The following is an 832-nucleotide window of genomic DNA, read 5'->3' on the forward strand; positions in this document are numbered from 1 at the left end:
AATTTGACCTGTGAAGAATCGACCAAACTCATGCGCCGCCTCAACAACAGCACGGTAACCCGCGATGTTAGCCATAGAACTCAATGCATCTAACGCTTGAGCTCTTGAAATACGAGGTACAGAATCCATCGCCATCACGTTAATATTACGAGTGGACAATTGTTCCATTAATTCTGGGTTCTGAGCTGGCCAAATAAAGCTGACCAATGTTGCGCCATCTTTAAGAAGATCAATTTCATTTGTAGTTTCGTCAACGATCGGAGCGTTAACTTTAAAAATAATATCGGATTTCCAAGCTTCATCTGCGGTGACAATTTTTGCTCCAGCTTGTTCATAAACTGCATCTTCAAAACTTGCTAACGCACCTGCTTGTGATTCAACACAAACTTCAAATCCTAATTTTAGAAGCTGTTCTACCGATTTCGGCGAAGCAGCAACTCGCGTTTCACCTGCGAGTGTTTCTCTTGGTACACCAATTTGCATAGCTATTCCTTGACTATTGGCACAATGACTTATTCGTTTGTATCTAACGACAACTAATACTTCAAGCGTTTTATTCAAAGAACAGGAAAAGTTATTACTTATAACGATTTGGATGGAATTGGAGCACTTCATTTGAAGAAATGACGCCTCTTTTGAGCCAAGAGGTCAAACCACTTGCAAATATTCCTTTAAATAACAACCTACTAGCTGTTCTTTGTTCCTAAAACTAAAAAGAGCTTTCAGCATATACACTGAAAGCTCTCTAAATTATGACCAACATCAATTCTAACCCTATTTGGTTAGCTAAAAATGCTATCGCCCATTTGGTCGATGAACATCTGCGATTTTT

1 pseudogene is annotated in these 832 nt (G+C 39.2%); it reads right to left on the reverse strand.

The features are described from left to right. Positions 1 to 483 (reverse strand): annotated as a pseudogene (pntA, locus tag AB4653_RS26385) (NAD(P)(+) transhydrogenase (Re/Si-specific) subunit alpha); the annotation flags it as partial. Positions 484 to 832 lie beyond the last annotated feature (349 nt).

It is taken from the genome of Vibrio sp. 10N.222.48.A3 (assembly GCF_041475345.1).
Lineage (GTDB): Bacteria > Pseudomonadota > Gammaproteobacteria > Enterobacterales > Vibrionaceae > Vibrio > Vibrio tasmaniensis_A.